At 43.4% G+C, this 14,385-nt stretch carries 13 protein-coding genes, 4 tRNA genes and 1 other annotated feature; of the genes, 11 read left to right on the top strand and 6 right to left on the bottom strand.

Features of this window, described 5'->3' with window-relative positions; genetic code table 11:
* Positions 1–2: 2 nt before the first annotated feature.
* Positions 3–1,571, bottom strand: a complete 1,569-nt coding sequence (locus tag ELZ11_RS03630) for an anthranilate synthase component 1 (protein ID WP_137356003.1) — start codon at positions 1,569–1,571, stop codon at positions 3–5.
* Between the two features lie 126 nt (positions 1,572–1,697).
* Positions 1,698–1,812: a sequence feature (Trp leader region), on the bottom strand.
* Positions 1,759–1,884, bottom strand: a complete 126-nt coding sequence (trpL2, locus tag ELZ11_RS03635) for a tryptophan operon leader peptide (protein WP_137356004.1) — start codon at positions 1,882–1,884, stop codon at positions 1,759–1,761. (Overlaps the previous feature by 54 nt.)
* Before the next feature lie 121 nt (positions 1,885–2,005).
* On the opposite strand from trpL2, the gene rnm reads away from it, so the two are divergent.
* From rnm to rluB, 3 genes are all read left to right on the top strand, one after another.
* Complete coding sequence (rnm, locus tag ELZ11_RS03640; protein WP_137356005.1) at positions 2,006–2,902, top strand: RNase RNM; 897 nt, start codon at positions 2,006–2,008, stop codon at positions 2,900–2,902.
* A complete protein-coding gene (locus ELZ11_RS03645) occupies positions 2,902–3,522 on the top strand; it encodes an L-threonylcarbamoyladenylate synthase (RefSeq protein ID WP_137356006.1) in 621 nt (206 codons plus the stop codon). Before rnm ends, ELZ11_RS03645 begins: the two co-directional genes overlap by 1 nt.
* A 136-nt stretch (positions 3,523–3,658) precedes the next feature.
* Positions 3,659–4,702, top strand: coding sequence for a 23S rRNA pseudouridine(2605) synthase RluB (gene rluB / locus ELZ11_RS03650; protein WP_137356007.1), 1,044 nt, complete (start codon positions 3,659–3,661; stop codon positions 4,700–4,702).
* Between the two features lie 59 nt (positions 4,703–4,761).
* On the opposite strand, the gene ELZ11_RS03655 is transcribed toward rluB, so the two are convergent.
* The 3 genes from ELZ11_RS03655 to efpL all read right to left on the bottom strand — a co-directional run bounded on the left by ELZ11_RS03655 (position 4,762) and on the right by efpL (position 6,221).
* Entirely contained in the window at positions 4,762–5,253 is a 492-nt protein-coding gene (locus ELZ11_RS03655; protein ID WP_137356008.1) for an RNA methyltransferase, read from the bottom strand.
* 69 nt (positions 5,254–5,322) lie between these two features.
* Complete coding sequence (locus ELZ11_RS03660; protein WP_137356009.1) at positions 5,323–5,643, bottom strand: HI1450 family dsDNA-mimic protein; 321 nt, start codon at positions 5,641–5,643, stop codon at positions 5,323–5,325.
* Between the two features lie 8 nt (positions 5,644–5,651).
* The gene (gene efpL, locus ELZ11_RS03665) at positions 5,652–6,221 is read right to left on the bottom strand and encodes an elongation factor P-like protein EfpL (protein WP_137356010.1); all 570 of its coding nucleotides are present in this window, start codon (positions 6,219–6,221) and stop codon (positions 5,652–5,654) included.
* Positions 6,222–6,357: 136 nt separating this feature from the next.
* Here efpL and ELZ11_RS03670 point away from each other — a divergent pair, with 136 nt between their 5' ends.
* Positions 6,358–7,125 carry a nucleotidyltransferase domain-containing protein gene (locus tag ELZ11_RS03670; protein ID WP_137356011.1) on the top strand — a complete coding sequence of 256 codons (768 nt, stop codon included), beginning with the start codon at positions 6,358–6,360 and terminating at the stop codon, positions 7,123–7,125.
* A gap of 191 nt (positions 7,126–7,316) precedes the next feature.
* Here the strand turns inward: ELZ11_RS03670 and ELZ11_RS03675 are convergent, their stop codons facing one another.
* On the bottom strand, positions 7,317–9,680 hold the full coding sequence (locus tag ELZ11_RS03675) for a DNA polymerase II (protein WP_137356012.1): 2,364 nt from the start codon (positions 9,678–9,680) through the stop codon (positions 7,317–7,319).
* 383 nt (positions 9,681–10,063) lie between these two features.
* Between ELZ11_RS03675 and uvrY the strand changes: the two genes are divergently transcribed.
* The 7 genes from uvrY (at position 10,064) to ELZ11_RS03710 (ending at position 13,884) form a co-directional block, all read left to right on the top strand.
* Positions 10,064–10,708: a UvrY/SirA/GacA family response regulator transcription factor gene (uvrY, locus tag ELZ11_RS03680; RefSeq protein WP_137356013.1), complete on the top strand. Its 645-nt coding sequence runs from the start codon at positions 10,064–10,066 to the stop codon at positions 10,706–10,708.
* A complete protein-coding gene (gene uvrC / locus ELZ11_RS03685) occupies positions 10,708–12,540 on the top strand; it encodes an excinuclease ABC subunit UvrC (RefSeq protein ID WP_137356014.1) in 1,833 nt (610 codons plus the stop codon). The genes uvrY and uvrC overlap by 1 nt, the downstream gene beginning before the upstream one ends.
* 46 nt (positions 12,541–12,586) lie before the next feature.
* Positions 12,587–13,144 carry a CDP-diacylglycerol--glycerol-3-phosphate 3-phosphatidyltransferase gene (gene pgsA, locus ELZ11_RS03690; RefSeq protein ID WP_137356015.1) on the top strand — a complete coding sequence of 186 codons (558 nt, stop codon included), beginning with the start codon at positions 12,587–12,589 and terminating at the stop codon, positions 13,142–13,144.
* A gap of 283 nt (positions 13,145–13,427) precedes the next feature.
* Positions 13,428–13,501, top strand: a tRNA-Cys gene (locus ELZ11_RS03695).
* Positions 13,502–13,532: 31 nt separating this feature from the next.
* A tRNA-Gly gene (locus ELZ11_RS03700) sits at positions 13,533–13,608 on the top strand.
* Positions 13,609–13,688: 80 nt separating this feature from the next.
* Positions 13,689–13,775 (top strand) — tRNA-Leu (locus ELZ11_RS03705).
* A gap of 33 nt (positions 13,776–13,808) precedes the next feature.
* A tRNA-Gly gene (locus tag ELZ11_RS03710) sits at positions 13,809–13,884 on the top strand.
* The last annotated feature ends 501 nt before the right edge of the window (positions 13,885–14,385 follow it).

The following is a 14,385-nucleotide window of genomic DNA, read 5'->3' on the forward strand; positions in this document are numbered from 1 at the left end:
GATTACGCTCCTTGATGCGCTGCTTGAATAGCAGAGATAACGGCTTGCGCCTTACCACGAGTTTCATCAGCTTCAGCTTGCGGGTCAGAGTCGAATACCACACCAGCGCCAGCTTGAACTTGAGCAACACCGTTTTCGACGTACGCAGAACGAATGACGATACAAGTATCTAACGTTCCTTCGCCAGTTAGGTAACCAACAGCACCGCCGTAACTACCACGACGCGCTTTTTCGACATCACGAATCAATTGCATTGCGCGGATTTTCGGCGCACCAGTTAGGGTACCCATATTCATGCAGGCTTGATAAGCGTGTAGAGCATCTAAATCGTCGCGCAGTTGGCCGACAACGCGAGAAACTAAGTGCATCACGTGACTGTAGCGGTCGACTTTTAGTAGGTCTGCTACGTGGCGAGTGCCAGCTTGAGAAATACGAGCAACGTCATTACGTGCCAGATCAACCAACATCATGTGTTCTGCGTTTTCTTTTTTGTCGGTACGCAGCTCTAGCTCAATGCGGCTATCTAAATCGAAATCGATCTCGCCATTTGGACGCTTGCCGCGACGACGCGTTCCTGCAATAGGGTAAATTTCAACTTGGTTAGTTTCTGTTTCGTATTTCAACGCACTTTCAGGAGAAGCGCCAAACAGCGTAAATAGCTCATCTTGCATATAGAACATGTAAGGGCTTGGGTTCGACTGCTTTAGCTCTTTGTATGCAGCTAACGGGGCAGGGCAAGGCAAAGTGAAGCGGCGTGATGGTACCACTTGGAATACGTCACCTTTCACCACGTACTCTTTCAAGTCACGAACGGTTTGGCAGAAGTCTTCGTCAGAAATGCTTGGGACAGCTTTCACTTCTTTTAGCTTAGTCACTTCAGGAATCGATACTGGAGATTCGCAGCGCTGTTTGATGTCGATTAGACGCTCATTGAGTTGCTTCTTAATGTTCGCGTCGTCAGCAAACAAGCTTGCTTGAAGTAAGCTTTGGTTTTGCTGGTGGTCAATCACTAATAAAGTTTCAGCAACGTAGAAAACGAAGTCTGGGCAGTCGTTTGTTGCTTCTGCATCACCAAGTTGTTCGAAGTTGGCAACCATGTCGTACGCAAATAGGCCAGCCATGAATAGCTCATGTTTTTCATCTGGGTTATTAGCGAAGCTATGTTGTACGAGCCTCAATGCATCGAAGGAAGAGGCTTCACGTAATCGAGAGTCTTCATCAAGATCGATACAAGGCTCTGTGAAGTTAAGAATCAATAAGTTGCCAGATAGCGTTGCGTCAACGTCTTCTTTAACATTGGTTTGAAGATGTTCAAGTAAATGCTGGCCATTGTCAGTAAGCGCTTGGAACGTCACTTGGTGACCATGACATACAATACGCACGGCAGAATCGATCAGCAAAAGGCTTTTGAGGTTTTGCTTAGAGTCAATTTCAGCAGATTCAAGCAACAAGCTATCAGTTTTGTTCTCACATAAGGTGTGGAAAACACTTGTTGGATCTTGCGAGTAAGGAACCGAAGTATTGATGACTTCAATGTTTCCTAGCTTTTTGATTTCAATGGCCTTGTTCACAAGACCTCCTTTATGATTCTTAAAATTTCCTGCCGTACATAGTCGCATAAAGATACCTTTCACCCAATCGACAATCTTTGTATTTCGATGAATTGTTGTGCATTTGAATGTGAGTTGTTCGACAAAATAAAAAAGCCCGCTTTGAAAGCGGGCTTAGTGACATCTTTTTATAAACAGTAGTTTAAAATTAGAAGTATACGTTAGCCCACCATGAACTTGTCCAAGTGCGCCACCAACGTAGCTCAGCGCGATCTTCACGAGAAGAAAGTACTGAAACTTTATCGTTATGGTTTTGGTTAAATTCTTGTAACATGGTGAACCTTGAAATATGGATACTGCGTATTTGTGTACTAGTTAACTAGTGCAGAGGTAAAAAGTCAAGCCTTATAGCCATAAAACCAACATAAAATTACTAAAAGTAATGAAACTTTAATATGAGAATTGATCTACATAGTCACACCACAGCATCTGATGGTCGACTGGCTCCTCACGAACTGATTGATCGTGCATTAAGCTTTAACATTGAAGCGCTGGCGATTACCGATCACGACACGACCGATGGCCTGCCCCATGCCCATCAATATATCGCAGATAACAAGCTGCCTATTCAGTTGATTAACGGTATTGAAATTTCGACCGTTTGGCAGAACAAAGATATCCATATTGTTGGATTGAATATTGATCCGGAATCTGAAGAGCTTAAAGCGCTTATTGAACAACAAAAGGCACACCGTGTCGGCCGCGCAAAGTTAATCGCAGAGCGTTTAACTAAAGCCACGCGCGAAGGCGTATATGAAGAAGTGAAAGCTATTGCGGGAGACGCTCCGATTACACGTGCACACTTTGCCAAGTGGTTGGTCGATAATGACTTTGCTAAAAATATGCAGCAAGTTTTTAAGAAATTTTTAACCCGCAATAACCCAGGCTATGTACCGCCTACATGGTGCTCAATGGAAGACGCGGTTAATGCTATACATGCCGCAGGTGGTCAAGCAGTGTTAGCGCACCCGGGCCGTTACGGGTTAACGGCAAAGTGGGTTAAGCGCTTATTATCTGCATTTGTTGAAGCGGGCGGGGATGCTATGGAAGTAGCTCAGCCCCAACAAGCGCAACAAGAAAGACGCAACCTTGCTGATTATGCTATACAATACAAACTATTAGCTTCTCAAGGTAGCGACTTTCATTATCCATCTCCGTGGATGGAGTTAGGACGTAACCTTTGGCTACCTTCTGGGGTTGAAGCTGTTTGGAAAGATTGGGAGTTTCAATCGCTTGAGGAGCAAACTCCTACTGAAGATAGAGTCGAGAGACTCGATAACGAGGAAGAATAATGAGCCAGTTTTTTTATGTTCACCCTGACAACCCACAGGCTCGATTGATCAATCAAGCCGTTGCAATTATCCGAAATGGTGGTGTTGTCGTGTACCCAACTGATTCTGGGTATGCACTTGGCTGTCAGCTTGAAAACAAACAAGCGCTAGAACGTATTTGCCAGATCAGAAAAATCGACGACAAGCATAATTTTACTTTGTTGTGTCGTGATTTATCAGAGCTTTCTTTGTATGCGAGAGTTGATAATACAGCTTTCCGTTTGCTTAAAAGCAATACTCCTGGGCCTTACACTTTTATTTTCAAAGGTACAAAGGAAGTTCCACGTCGTTTGATGAACGCGAAGCGTAAAACTATCGGTATTCGTGTTCCTGATAATCAAATTGCACTCGATCTACTTGAAGCGCTAGGCGAACCTTTGATGTCGACGTCGTTAATTTTGCCGGGTAACGACCATACTGAATCGGATCCTGAAGAAATTCGCGATCGTCTAGAGCATGCGGTTGATGTCATTCTAAATGGCGGTTACTTAGGTGAGCAGCCAACGACTGTTGTTGACTTTAGCGAAGACGAAGCAACGATTGCTCGTGTTGGTGCAGGTGATCCAACGCCGTTCGAGTAATCGAATAGTTATTCGTTGGGTTGCAAATAACAGATGCTTTTTTTACTGGTATTTGCGATAATCTGCGGCCGCGATTTTCATCGCAACAAAATTCATTCGACGTCTGTGAAGACGACAATTAGGTAGAAATTAGTAAATGAGCGAAAAATTACAGAAGGTTCTAGCACGTGCTGGTCATGGCTCTCGCCGTGAGCTTGAGGCTTTAATTAAATCTGGTCGTGTTAGCGTAAATGGTCAAGTCGCGAAACTAGGCGAACGTCTAGAAGACGAAAGTGCGGTAATCCGTATTGATGGCCACACAGTTTCAGGCAAAGGTTCTGAAGAAGTAGTTTGCCGCGTATTGGCGTATTACAAGCCTGAAGGTGAGCTATGTACTCGTCACGATCCAGAAGGTCGCCGTACTGTATTTGATCGTCTACCTAAGATCCGTGGTTCTCGTTGGATCTCGGTGGGTCGTCTAGATGCGAACACTTCTGGCTTATTGCTTTTCACTACTGATGGTGAACTGGCTAACCGTTTAATGCACCCAAGCCGCCAAGTAGAGCGTGAATATTTAGTTCGTGTTTTCGGTGAAGTGACTGAACAAAAAGTGAAGAACTTAGTTCGTGGTGTTGAACTAGAAGATGGTATGGCACGTTTTGAAGACGTTGTTTACGCTGGCGGTGAAGGTATGAACCATACTTTCTATGTAGCGATTAACGAAGGTCGTAACCGTGAAGTTCGCCGTTTGTGGGAATCTCAGGAAACGACAGTAAGCCGTTTGAAGCGTGTTCGTTACGGTGATATCTACCTAGACAAGAAATTGCCACGTGGCGGTTGGAAAGAGTTAGATTTACAAGAAGTAAACTACTTGCGCCAACTAGTAGAGCTGAGCCCAGAGAAGGAAACCATGCTAGATCTTGATCCAGCAAACACTTCTCGTAAGCGTGAACGTTCTCGCAGCCAAAAAATTCGTCGTGCTGTTAAACGCCACGAAGAACGCGCGAATGCACCTAAAGGCCGCAGTAACCAAGCTAAGCGTAAGAAGCCTGCAACGCGCGGAACGACAACGCCAGATGCTGGTTCAGCGCCTCAAAACAAAGGCAAGCCGCAAGCGAACAAAGGTAAAGGCAAGACAAACTCTCGTAATGGGAACAATGCTCGCCCAAATAAGCCTGCGAAGCCAAGAACACGCATGTAATTGTGCTGAAAATAAAAAAACCTGCTTATGCAGGTTTTTTTGTATCTGGGATAAGTGCATCAAGTCACTTTTAGATGATTAGAAAAGTTATCACCTTTTGACATTCGATCATACAAAATCACATTGACCGCAGCCGCGAGGTTCATACAGCCATTTGTTGGTACGTAAATCGTTTCCCGGCAGAAGTCTGTGATTTCTTTTTTCAGAGTTCCATCTTCTGGGCCAAATATATAAAACGCTCTTGGTGGGTGCTTGTAGTCGGGCAGCGGTTTAGCGCCTTCAATCAAGTCTACCGCGACGGGCACACATCCTACGGGAATGATTTGTTTTAAATCTTCCACTCCAATTAGCGGTAGTTCCAAATGTTTTTCTTTGGTATCTGTGTGGAACTGGCGGGCATGATCGTAGCGAGTACCGGTATAAAATACAGAGTTTGCTCCATAGCAACCTGCCGCGCGCATTACAGATCCGACATTCTCGGGAGTTTTAGGGTTAACTAGCCCAATACAAGCGTAGCCCTTAGATAGAGTGTCAGTTTTAGCTTTGGTCATAATATAAATAGAACTTAGAAATAGAGAAGAAACCCGCGCAAATAGTTTGAACGGGTCTTTTGGAAGGTGTTAGTCACGCTTCCACAACATGTGGCAGAATTTGTGGTTTGGGTCGCGGCTGATTAGCATACGAGCAAACACATCATCTAATACGTCATCTTCTTCGTTGACTAAACCAATACGTACTTCCGCATAAGTTTCTTTGTCTACTTCGAAACCAACTTGCTCAGCCCAGTCATCACCAGTTTCAACTAACTCTGCCGCGCCACGGTCATCAAACTGGGCGGTGAAAAGAATCACATCTGCAGGTTCTAGATTGTCTGGTGCCATTTCTAGGAAAATATCGTAAGCCGTATCAATTGCATCGTCGTAAGACATTAAATCACTCATGGGTTACCTTAGCTCGCGCGGTTCATGTATTTGCGCTCAGCAGTGTTTACTACCACTTTGTCGCCAGTTGCAATGTACTCAGGAACTTGAACAGTCAGGCCTGTAGCAAAACGAGCTGGCTTAGTACGAGCTGAAGCTGAAGCGCCTTTGATTGAAGGATCAGTTTCTTCAATAACTAGTTCAACTGAAGTTGGTAGCTCAAGTGTTGCTGCGTTACCATCAATTAAGATCGCGTACATACCTTGAGTTTCTTCGTTGATGAATAGAAGCTCGTCTTCGATTATCTCACCGTTGAAGATGTACTGAGTGTAATCTTCATTATCCATGAAGATGTACTCATTACCGTCTACGTATGAGTACATTACAGCACGTTTGGTTACGTCGATAGTTTCTACGATTTCGTCTGCCTTGTGACGAACTTCAGTTTTCACGCCTGTCGCTACATCGTTACCACGGAAACGGTAAATTTTCTGGCCGCCGCGACCACCTGGTGTGGTGATCTCAATATCTTTTACTAGTAGAGTCTTGCCGTCGACGTTGATGGCAAAACCTTTTTTAATTTCACTTGCTCTAGGCATCTTGTGTTTGTCCTTATTGGGTCTATTCGAAGGATTATATCAAGGCCTGCCTATAAATAGGAATAACTTGATTCAGAAAGTCAGCTAGGCGATCATAAGGTATAAACCTCCAGTCTGTATAAATAACTGATTTACGATGCCTTTACCTGTTATTGACCCTAAGCAACCATTCCAACCTGAGTTTCAGCCAGTTGTTAGTGATCTGATTCGCTTTCTTAAAAGTGGACTAGGTTCTAACTTACATAGCGTTTATGTCTATGGCAGCGTGGCTCGTAAAACCGCTAAAGCAGGGAAGTCTAACTTAGACGTGATCGTAGTAACGAATCGATCATTTTCAGATAATAGAACAACGTTACTCAATACTATTAAATGGCGCTTTCAAAAAAGTTTCCCTCAGGTAACTCAAGTTTCGATTAAAACGGCGCTGGTTAGCGAGATTGTCGACCTAGAAAACATCTTTACTTGGGGATTCATGCTCAAACATTGCTGTGTATGTGTGCATGGTGAAGATTTGTCTGATTGCTATGGTGACTTTGAAACAAGCTGGGAGATCGCTAAGCATTGGAATATGGACGTAGAAGACTGGTTAGCGGTGTACCGAAATAAGATTGCACGCGCTGCGACTCCTCAAGAGCAGATCACCGCTCAGGTGATCATTGCCAAAAAGCTTCTGCGTGCAAGTTACTCTCTTATTATGTACAAAGATAAAAATTGGTTTGATGATCCTGTCGAATGTGGGCAGCGGTTTTTAAAGTATCACCCAGACAAAAAAGTGGAAGTTGACCGACTTGGTATTCTCTTATCAGGAAGATTGATTCAGAAGCGCTCTGTTGTAGGGATCTTAGATGCTTTTGGCGATTGGCTAGTGAAACAATACAAGAAAACAGAGTTTCGTATTGGCTAGTTGGCTAGCCTGCAAATGATAACGAGCGTTCATTTTTGTTTAAGCTATGTAGGCTACGTTTGTTATTCACATTAGATGAGTTTTTGCCCCTCTGCAGACTAGCTCCTATATCAAAGTTTCTCACAGATCTTGCTTGAAAATACACGAATACTCAGCAATTCATTTTTGAAATCGGCTGCAATGTCACTGCCCTAAAATAGCCCGAGTTGAGGGGCACAAATACGCTCAAAGTCTAATCCGATAAACGGCAATATTGCGTCTGCGACAGGTTTAAGTTGCTTATCGATATAGTGTTGATAGTCAATTCCGCTTTGACGGTATTCTTTAGGTTCTGGCCCGTTTAGCGTAATGAGGTATTCAATTCGCCCTTTGTTTTGATATTGCAGAGGCCTTCCGAGTTTGGCGTTGAATTCGTCTGCCAGGCGCGCTGCCCTTACTTGAGGTGGCACGTTCTTTTGGTATTCATGCAGTTTTCTTCGTAAACGCTTTTGATAGGTGAGCAAGTCATCAAAGCGACCTGCTGCAGTATCTTCAACAAACTGACGTACGTAATCGGTAGGTTCTTTCCCGTGGAATACCATTTCATACAAGGTTTGCTGAAATTGTTGAGCTAGTGGTGTCCAATCGGTACGAGCACTTTCTAACCCTTTGAATATGATGCGTTCTTGATCGCCTTCACCTATTAACCCTGCATAGCGTTTCTTCGAGCCTGTTTCTGAACCGCGGATAGTAGGCATTAGGAATTTTCGATAATGCGTCTCGTATTCCAATTCTAAAATGGAAGTGAGGTTGTGCTCAGTCTTCAGGTGTTCGGTCCACCAAGCGTTGATGTGGTCCACAAGAGAATGACCGATTTTGTCTGCTTCACTCTGTGAGTAGCTGCCGTTTAAGGAAACGAAAGTAGAGTCAGTATCGCCATAGATAACTTGAAAGCCTTTATCTTCGATGAGTGTCTTGGTCTGCTTCATGATTTCATGTCCACGCATCGTGATTGATGATGCCAGCCGGGTATCAAAAAACCGACAACCAGAGGAACCAAGTACCCCGTAGAAGGAATTCATAATGATCTTGATGGCTTGAGAAAACGCCTTCTCGTTGTTTCGCTTTGCAACATCTCGCGCGGCCCAAAGCTGTTCAATCATCTTTGGTAAGAAATGCTTCTCGCGATGGAATTGTCCGCCTCTAAATCCAGGTACCGCTTGATCGTTGTCTAAGCCAATATCCAGCTTAAGCCCTTCGATTAATCCCATAGGGTCAATCAAAAACGAGCGGATAATAGAGGGATAAAGGCTCTTAAAATCGAGTACCAGAACTGAATCGTATAGATTTGGAATCGAATCCATCACATAGCCGCCAGGGCTGGCAAGCCAATTTTCTGAAGCTAGATTAGGCGCCACATAGCCTGCTCGATGAATTTGTGGCAAGTATAGGTTGGTGAAGGCAGCGACAGAGCCGCCCACTCGATCAAGCTCTACTCCGGTTAACCTTGAGCGCTCGATAGCAAAATCGATAAGGTGAGTATGGTCAAATATACGATTCACCAACACGCAATCCTGAAGGTTGTATTTCGCGAGTGAAGGTTTATCGTGTTTAAACATTCGATTGATTTCGTCCATTCTGTCATGAACATTATGAATGTCTTTGCCTTCACCTAACATCTCTTGAGAAACAGATTCTAAAGACCATGAACGAAAGTGATAAGTTGCGGTTTTTAATGTGTCGATGCCATCCAGTACAACGCGACCAGGGATAGTGATAAAGCCTTGTTGGCTTTGCGCTGAACTGCGAAAGAAACTTGGTTGGTTATTTCGGCCAATTTTTAACTTCAGATTGTGCCATTCTGCTCGTTTGTGCAGCAGTCGAAAATCGAAGTCAATGACGTTCCAACCTATGATGACATCTGGGTCAAACTGAGTGAACCAATCAACTAACGCTTCTAGTAAGGCTTTTTCATCGTTGACCCATTGAATTGGAGTGTCCGCAGGCTGTGGCTGACCAACCATAATAACGCGACTGTCTAACGGGCTATCTAGGCCAATCGAATAAAGGATGCCTTTTTCAGAACATTCTATGTCCAAAGAGACAATCGATAACTGGGGGATGTAGTTTCCTGAACGGCATTTGACTTGATGAAACTGAGTGAAATCTCGCTTTTTTTGCGCTATGCCTGAAAACTCGATGCTGCCTTTAATAAAGCGTTCCATCAGATAGCGATCAGCAAGTTTGATATCGCTTTCAAAGGTGATTATGCCTTCAGAGCTAAGTTTTTGGGCAAAGTTCATTGCCGCTCGATTAAGTCGGAAGTAACACGCAGATAAAGGTTGCCCATCAAAAGTCTTAATTGGGAGAGGCTTGATATCACATTGAATCGTCTCTTGCTGTGCGAGTTCAGAAATGAGCGGTGCATGAGATTGTTCGACGAAAAAGACAGGTTTTTCGTCTGGAATGGTCAGCAGGGTCGGCCCATTTGGCGTACTTAACCATAAGTCTATGTGTGTGGTCCCCGAGTAGTCGCGGGCTTGCCTTGTAAGAACAAAGCCAGTTTGGATAGTCAAGGGTAAGTCTCTGCCTAGATTGAAGTGGAAATGATACCAAATCGACTTTTGAATGGCAGAGGAAATTCACGTTTGGTAAGTAATTGATGAAATCTTGTTGTCTTTTTAAGCAGTAATGACAATATTTCCACTGGTTTAATTGCATATGTTGCAAATCACGAGATGGTATGACATTTTAATCCGATGTGAGCATAACGTATTGATTTAATGTTAGACTTATTAATTGAATGGTTATTTTATAAATAAGTTCTTGCTAAACTTTGCGTTTGAGCACATATTCAGAGTAAGCTTTTTTTTAAAAGTGCGTTAAAATAGACAGCTATACTGCTATCCACTGATCTCTTGGTGGTTGCAGAGCCAATTAATAGTGTGGAGATACAAGTTTGATAAATGTTTTCCTTGTAGATGATCACGAGCTGGTTCGCACAGGGATACGACGTATTATTGAAGACGTCCGTGGAATGAACGTAGCAGGGGAAGCTGAAAGCGGTGAAGATGCAGCAAAATGGTGTCGTAGTAATCATACTGACGTCATTTTAATGGATATGAATATGCCGGGTATCGGTGGCTTAGAGGCAACCAAAAAAATCCTGCGTTTTAATCCTGATGTAAAAATCATCGTTTTAACTGTTCATACGGAAAATCCGTTTCCAACTAAAGTGATGCAAGCTGGAGCAGCTGGTTACCTAACTAAAGGTGCTGGTCCAGATGAAATGGTTAATGCTATTCGTGTTGTGAATAGTGGCCAACGTTACATTTCGCCTGAAATTGCGCAGCAGATGGCGCTTAGCCAATTCTCACCTGCCTCTGAAAATCCGTTTGCCGATTTATCTGAACGTGAATTGCAAATCATGATGATGATAACGAAAGGCCAAAAAGTGACGGATATTTCAGAACAACTCAATCTAAGCCCAAAAACAGTAAACAGCTACCGCTACCGACTGTTCAGTAAGTTGGACATCAGTGGTGATGTAGAACTTACCCATTTGGCGATTAGACATGGAATGCTAGATACTGAGACCTTGTAGTGACACCCACGTTTGACTCAGAAGCATTTCTTAAAACAGTAACAAATCAGTCTGGCGTTTATCGAATGTATAACGCCGAGGCTGTTGTTATTTATGTCGGCAAAGCCAAAGACCTCAAAAAACGACTTTCCAGTTATTTCCGAAAAAAAGTAGACAGTGAAAAAACACGCGCACTTGTTAGTCACATTAACAAAATCGACGTAACGATCACTCATACAGAAACGGAAGCTTTAATTCTTGAGCATAACTATATTAAGCAGTATTTGCCTAAATATAATGTTCTGCTACGTGACGATAAATCGTACCCATATATCTTTATCAGTGGCCATAAACACCCAAGATTATCGATGCATCGTGGCGCGAAGAAAAAGAAAGGTGAGTATTTTGGGCCTTATCCTGATTCAGGTGCCGTTAGGGAATCGCTTCATCTCATTCAAAAGATATTCCCAGTAAGACAGTGTGAAGATACTGTTTATGCCAATCGAACTCGCCCATGTTTGATGTATCAAATTGGTCGATGTGCTGCTCCGTGCGTTAGTTCCATCATTTCAGATGAGGAGTACGCTGAACTAGTTAATTACGTGAAGCTGTTTCTGCAAGGCAAAGATAAAGTTGTACTTGAAACCTTGATCTCAAAAATGGATGCGGCGAGTAAAGCGCTGAAGTTTGAGGAAGCTGCTACGTTTCGTGATCAGATCCAAGCGATTCGTCGAGTTCAAGAACAGCAGTTCGTGTCTGAAGATACGATGGAAGACATGGATGTACTAGGTTTTGCTCAGGAAAATGGTATCGCTTGTGTCCACATCTTGATGATTCGCCAAGGCAAGGTTTTAGGGAGTCGCAGTCATTTCCCGAAAATCCCTCAGAATACGACTCGAGAAGAAGTATTTGAAAGTTTCTTAACTCAGTATTACTTAGCGCATAACGAGGCGCGATCTATTCCGACTCGTCTTATTCTTAATGAGGGGCTGTTCGAGGATATCGCACCTTTACAATCGGCATTAACCGAAGTCGCTGGCCGGAAGATTCACTTTCACGTAAACCCAACGGGCACTCGAAGCCGCTATTTGAAGTTATCAAATACAAATGCGCTGACTGCGATTACCACTAAAATCAATCATAAGATGACCATCAATCAGCGCTTTAAAGAGCTGCAAGAGGTGTTATCTATCGATTCAATTACGCGTATGGAATGTTTTGATATCAGCCATACCATGGGTGAGAGTACGATAGCGTCTTGCGTCGTGTTTAATCAAGAAGGGCCTGTGAAGCCAGAGTATCGCCGTTACAATATTACCGGTATCACTGGTGGTGATGATTATGCGGCGATGGGGCAGGCTTTAGAGCGACGTTACTCCAAGCAACTTGATGTGGATAAAATACCTGACATTATTTTCATTGATGGTGGTAAAGGTCAGCTCAATCGTGCTCATGAAATTATTGCTCAATATTGGAATGAGTGGCCAAAAAGGCCGCGTATGATCGGTATTGCTAAAGGGGTTACCCGTAAACCTGGGTTAGAAACGTTGATCACATTGGATGGTGAAGAGTTCAATTTGCCAAGTGACGCACCTGCATTGCATCTGATCCAACATATCCGTGATGAAAGCCATAATCATGCCATTGCTGGGCATAGAGCGAAGCGTGGCAAAACTCGAAGAACGAGTGCACTGGAAGGAATTGAAGGTGTTGGCCCTAAGCGTCGTCAAGCTTTGCTGAAATATATGGGTGGTTTACAGGAATTGAAACGTGCAAGTGTTGAAGAAATAGCCAAAGTACCGGGTATTAGTCATTCTTTGGCAGAAAACATTTATCAAGCATTGAAACAATAGTAAAAATCCCGCACCATTAAAGCGCAATCGATAAGAGCCCAATAATATGCGTTTGAATATACCTAACATTTTGTCCTTACTGAGATTATTTCTCATCCCCGTTTTTGTAGTAGTGTTTTATCTTCCTTACGAGTGGGCCCCTTTTGCTGCAGCAATGGTATTTTGGGTTGCTGGTTTTACCGATTGGTTAGATGGCATGTTGGCTCGTAAATTAGGGCAAACCTCGCGCTTTGGTGCATTTATTGACCCTGTTGCTGATAAAGTACTAGTTGCTACAGCTCTAATCTTGATTACCGAGCATTATCATTCTATTTGGGTCACTATTCCTGCTGTGACTATGATAGCTCGCGAAATTATCATTTCTGCACTAAGAGAATGGATGGCAGAAATTGGTAAGCGTGCAAGTGTTGCGGTGTCGTGGGTTGGTAAAGTGAAAACGGTTTCTCAAATGTTCGCCTTATGGGTATTGATCTGGCGCTATGATGACTGGATGATTTGGGTTGGATATGGAGCGCTGTATATAGCAACCATCTTAACTTACTGGTCGATGGCCCAATATTTAATGGCAGCTAAAGACGACTTGTTGGACGAACAGCATCATTAAAAGAAAGCGAGCGTAGAGCTCGCTTTTTTGTGCCTGGAACAAACTAACAATCTTTTCTTAATTCCTTCATTGTTCACTTAGGTTGAGTGTGAGCTAGATCAATTAACTAGCTCAATTCGGTATGTATTGTGCGAGTAAAGTGACCAAATTGTATTGTTTCGAACAAATTCTATTCAAACGATTCAAAAAGTACAAAATTACTGTTGACTCATTCTAACGATTCCGTAGAATGCATCCCGTACCCAAGAGGAGAGCTGTTAAGCGATTTGATTGGTGTAACAGAGGCGCCTTGGCAGAGTGGCTATGCAGCGGATTGCAAATCCGTGGACCTCGGTTCGACTCCGGGAGGCGCCTCCATTCTCTTTCTTAATAGAAAGACGAATAATTTGCGACACTAGCTCAGCTGGTAGAGCGCAACCTTGCCAAGGTTGAGGTCACGAGTTCGAACCTCGTGTGTCGCTCCAAATTTTGTAGTGTTGATTGGCGTCAACATTAAGATGGTGTTTTACTTTTCAGTAATCGGCATCGCAATAAAGAATTGCGTGCCCTGGTGGTGGAATTGGTAGACACAAGGGATTTAAAATCCCTCGGCGTTCGCGCTGTGCCGGTTCAAGTCCGGCCCGGGGCACCATCTATAAAGTCTATATCCACGTGATATAGCAATGCGACACTAGCTCAGCTGGTAGAGCGCAACCTTGCCAAGGTTGAGGTCACGAGTTCGAACCTCGTGTGTCGCTCCAAACATAAAAGCCTCGTCAGAAATGACGAGGCTTTTTTGCATTTGGAAATATAAGAACCAGCCTAACTTTTGCTTATTTTCCTTTTAGCTTGATATAGCTCTTAACTAGTAAGCCTCTACAAATCTAGCCTTTGATCCACATATGGCTTTAGGCTACTTCTGACAAGTGATGTTTATTTCTTAAAGCACTAATTTCATATGCGTTGTTTAGCACAACTCGCTGTCAATTATTTATAAAGCTATTATTAAAAACTGTTGCTAGTTTATTTCAATATATGATATTTTTCTGCGCAATCTCGGACGAAGCAAAATTTCGCTTTCTGGGGGATACGCGCAGTGACCATTCAGGCTGATTGTGACATTGCGTAGGGTAGGTATCAGCTAGTCCTTTAGCTGATAGACGGGATACTTATGGCCTAACTAAGCCATGCTAATGGGAAACCCAACATTGAACTCACAACACCTTAGCTTGCTAATCAGCTTTACACTTCCAATGGGACCA

This window comes from Vibrio profundi (assembly GCF_005281835.1).
Classification (GTDB): Bacteria; Pseudomonadota; Gammaproteobacteria; order Enterobacterales; family Vibrionaceae; genus Vibrio; species Vibrio profundi.

Excerpts from the sequence above, each read along its gene's own strand:
- trpL2 (WP_137356004.1), bottom strand. The coding sequence starts at position 1,884 with ATGTTACAAGAATTTAACCAAAACCATAACGATAAAGTTTCAGTACTT.
- rnm (WP_137356005.1), top strand. The coding sequence starts at position 2,006 with ATGAGAATTGATCTACATAGTCACACCACAGCATCTGATGGTCGACTG.
- ELZ11_RS03645 (WP_137356006.1), top strand. The coding sequence starts at position 2,902 with ATGAGCCAGTTTTTTTATGTTCACCCTGACAACCCACAGGCTCGATTG.
- rluB (WP_137356007.1), top strand. The coding sequence starts at position 3,659 with ATGAGCGAAAAATTACAGAAGGTTCTAGCACGTGCTGGTCATGGCTCT.
- ELZ11_RS03655 (WP_137356008.1), bottom strand. The coding sequence starts at position 5,253 with ATGACCAAAGCTAAAACTGACACTCTATCTAAGGGCTACGCTTGTATT.
- ELZ11_RS03660 (WP_137356009.1), bottom strand. The coding sequence starts at position 5,643 with ATGAGTGATTTAATGTCTTACGACGATGCAATTGATACGGCTTACGAT.
- efpL (WP_137356010.1), bottom strand. The coding sequence starts at position 6,221 with ATGCCTAGAGCAAGTGAAATTAAAAAAGGTTTTGCCATCAACGTCGAC.
- ELZ11_RS03670 (WP_137356011.1), top strand. The coding sequence starts at position 6,358 with ATGCCTTTACCTGTTATTGACCCTAAGCAACCATTCCAACCTGAGTTT.
- pgsA (WP_137356015.1), top strand. The coding sequence starts at position 12,587 with ATGCGTTTGAATATACCTAACATTTTGTCCTTACTGAGATTATTTCTC.